Below are 4,025 nucleotides of genomic sequence, written 5' to 3' on the forward strand. Positions count from 1 at the left end.
TTAGTAAACATACATACTACAGTCTTTATATATTTTCTATAATTTAATTATCTTTTACTTCTTTTATAAACTCCCAAGTTACTCCATTATCCCTTGATTCATATAATGCATCACTATTTCCATTATAATCACCATCAGCACCTTGACCAACTAACATATTTAAAACCCCATTATCCTCAAAAGGCATTTTGGGAAAATCAAAAGGTTCTATCACCGTTCCACTATCTAAGGTTACTTCCTTCCTTGGAATATTTATTTGAGTAAATGTTAATCCACCATCTTCAGTTCTATATAAGTCAGCTTCATCTCCTCCATTATGAGATAATGCTATAAATCCTAGTTTTTCATTTATAAAAGTAATTCCAGAAGCTCCTCCTAATCTACCTAAGAATGGATCTCCATTTAATACTTCAAAGTTATTTCCTCCATCTTCAGTAACTTCCAATGAATAAGCTCTACTTCCTGCAGCAGCCCCAACTATTTTTAATCTATATCCAATCTTATCAGTCAAATAATATTCTGGTTCTTCCATATTTGATGAACTACTAAGTTTCTTAGTAGTATTATCAACTGAGTTTAAAGGAGCTGCTTTAATATTATTTAAATCCTCAACTAAATTATATCTAAAAGGAGTAATTTCCTTTTCTCTATTTGGAACATATACTGATACTGTATATCCTATAACTTCTGATGTTGCAATACTTGGCATATTTGTATTACCTTCATTATCAATATAGACTATACCATCTGTATTAAGTCCAAAGCTTCTTTTACCATAATATAAAACACCATATTTATTAGAATCCCATTTACTTACTATATCTTTTAAAGGAATTACCTTCATTGTATCAAATAATGGTTCTAACAATTTATCATCATTAAAATCTGGGGTCACATACCCATCTAGTGTTACTCTTATTTTATTAGATTTATTTATATCATAATTTACTAAGAAACTACTAACTTCATCTTTATCATTTTTACCATAAACAAAGGCATAGAAAGACTCTATTTCTCCTTTACTATTAAACTCTAAACTTAGACCTGTATCCGAAATATACATAATTTCTGGCAAGTCTACCTCTTTACTAATATCCTCAAATATACCTTCTATTCCAGTATCATATATATTGTTATTATTAAGAGTTATATTTTTTTCATTTTTAAGTTCAAATAATAGCCAAGATAACTTACCATTAAAATTTAAAGCTGTCTTATAAATTTTCATACCATAATAGCCTGTAGTAAAAATAATTATTACTATTGATATCCATGTCCATACTGTTTTCATTAATGACTTTCTTCTTTTTTCTTCTTTAGAATGTAATATTTCTTTAAAGTAAGATACATCATAATCACTCTTATTATTAAAGCCTAAAATAACTATCCCTTTATTTCTAAGCTTTATATAAGCATATTTTTTATTTATTTTAAAAGACTTTATATCTTCTATATCTATTTCAATTCCATGGTAATCATCTAGCTTAATATAATCACTTGTAAAACTAAAGTTTTCAATAAGTTCATTTGGGTAATTACTCTGTTGCTTTATTATTAGTGCAATAAATGTTACTAAATATATAAAAAAGAATACTAAACATAAAATAAAAATATTAAGATTATTATCATATCTTCCAAATCTACATAGGGTATATAATTCATACATTGCTAATATATAAACTGCTATAAATAAAGGAAAACTTATCATTGATAAAAATATATTTTTAACTTTTATAATATTATATCGCTTCATTAAATCACCTCTTACATTACATAATTATACTCCTATTATTGTAAAAAGTATCCATAAACATCACTAAAATCTATTATCGCAATAAAAAAATCTGCGGTATAAACCACAGATTTTAATTTAAACTCTTTATTTCATTGATTTGATAACACCATCAACTAATGCATCCATATCTACACCATTCTTTTCATTCATTGCTGATAAAAGTGTTACCTTATTATCTAATATTGTCATATTCTTCATTCCTGCAAAGAAATCTCCAATTAACTTACCAGTGTTGCAAGCCCATGAACCATTTTCAATTAATGCAACTGTTCTCTTTTGAAGATTTAATGCCTTCATATCAATTAAGTAATTATGCATTGGAGGATATATTCCTGAATTATAAGTAACTGAAGCTATAACTAAATGACTAACTCTAAATGTTTCAGATATTAATGTAGAAACATGAGTATTAGACACATCATACATTACTAAATTAGTTATTCCTTTTTCTACAAATTTAGTTGCAAGTACATTAGCTGCTGATTCAGTATTTCCATACATTGATGAATAAACTATCATAACACCTTCTTCTTCAGGTTCATATTTACTCCATTTATCATATTTTTCAATAAAGTATGATAAGTTATTTCTCCATACTGGTCCATGTAGAGGACATATCATTTTTATATCTAAATCTTTAATCTTTTTAAATAAAATTTGTACATGTGGACCATATTTTCCTACTATATTAGTATAGTATCTTCTAGCTTCATCAATCCAATCTCTTTCGAAATTAACTTCATCATTAAATAGCTTTCCATCTAATGTTCCAAATGTTCCAAAGGCATCAGCTGAGAATAGTATTCCTGTAGTCATATCAAAACTTACCATAACCTCTGGCCAGTGAACCATAGGTGCAGTAATAAATTTGAACTCATGCTTTCCGAAAGATTTAGTATCTCCATCAGCTACCATTTCTATTCTATCATCAGTATCAAATCCAAATTGTCTCATAAATACAAAAGATTTATCAGTGCTAATTATTTTTACTTCTGGATAACGAAGTATAATTTCCTCAATACATGCAGCATGATCTGGCTCCATGTGATTAACAACTAAATAATCTAATTTTCTACCTTTTAATACTGCTTCTACATTTTCAAAAAACTGTCTTGAAATAGACCAATCTACAGTATCAAATAATACAGTTTTTTCATCTAATAATAAATATGAATTATATGAAACACCCTTTGGTAGTGGATGAAGATTCTCAAATAAAGCAAGTCTCCTATCATTACCACCAACCCAATAAATGTCTTCTACTACTTTTCTAACACAAAACATTAGTATCCTCCTTTTCGTAATTCTTATATAATTTAGTATATATAATATAATTTTTTATCACAAACTACACATAGTTTCCCCATACATACATAGTTTTATTACTTACTAAATAACTACTAATCCATTTTAATTTTCATCTTATATGAACATAAAATTTAATTTTAAACAATATAATTTCAAACAATAATTATTATTATAAAATAAAAAAAATATAGTGTCAAATATATATTATTACTTACTTTAATCTATTGTTACATCAATAAAAGTTTAGATTTTTCATAATTATATGGTATGCTTGTACCTACAACTACTTCTTCAATTTTTTCAATTATTAACCAATCATCCATATTACTCTGATAATCAAAATCCAATGCCTCTATTTCTTTAACTTCATTAAATTCTACTAAACAAAGGCATTTCTTATGCCAACGTATCCTTTGTTTTTCTGATAAATTAAGTTTTACTTTGTTTTTTCAAATGTTTCATTTATTTCATCTTCAGTGAGCTTAGTGTAGTTTTCAACATTAGATACAATAGCAGAATGAGTAATTTTCATACTACCCTTTTCCATAAAATAAAGTGTCTCTCCAACCACTACGCGGCTATGCGGAATTTTCCTTCCTGCTGCTCCCCTTACAACCATTGTCTTACTTCCTGAAATAATTTTATCAAGAACTTTTTCACCTTTTTTCCCAGAATTATCACAATAAACTAAATGTACCATAGTCCTCCCCCTATTATTGTTTATTTAATATATGAATATGTCAGGCTTATGCCTGACATATTATAATTAATTAGAATTTAGGACTTATTTATGTAGATTGAATTTTCTTTAAGTCCTTTTGTCTTAGTCTTGTTTCATCCATTATTTTATCCCAAGACTCACCTGCCATCATCATTTCCTTTGCTCTAGAATAAGCTGCATTTCTACTTTCTCTATTCATAC

Annotated in this window: 2 protein-coding genes and 1 pseudogene; all 3 read right to left on the bottom strand. The window is 27.2% G+C overall.

The features are described 5' to 3' along the window. Nucleotides 1–43 precede the first annotated feature (43 nt). Nucleotides 44–1,753, bottom strand: a complete 1,710-nt coding sequence (locus E6248_RS14085; RefSeq protein WP_316341418.1) for a hypothetical protein — start codon at nucleotides 1,751–1,753, stop codon at nucleotides 44–46. 126 nt (nucleotides 1,754–1,879) lie between these two features. Continuing rightward, the gene (locus E6248_RS14090; RefSeq protein ID WP_316341419.1) at nucleotides 1,880–3,079 is read right to left on the bottom strand and encodes an FprA family A-type flavoprotein; all 1,200 of its coding nucleotides are present in this window, start codon (nucleotides 3,077–3,079) and stop codon (nucleotides 1,880–1,882) included. A gap of 251 nt (nucleotides 3,080–3,330) precedes the next feature. Continuing rightward, nucleotides 3,331–3,803: pseudogene (locus E6248_RS14095) on the bottom strand (hypothetical protein). Nucleotides 3,804–4,025: the final 222 nt, after the last annotated feature.

The sequence above is a fragment of the Clostridium sp. genome (assembly GCF_032552055.1).
In the GTDB taxonomy this organism is placed as follows: domain Bacteria; phylum Bacillota; class Clostridia; order Clostridiales; family Clostridiaceae; genus Clostridium.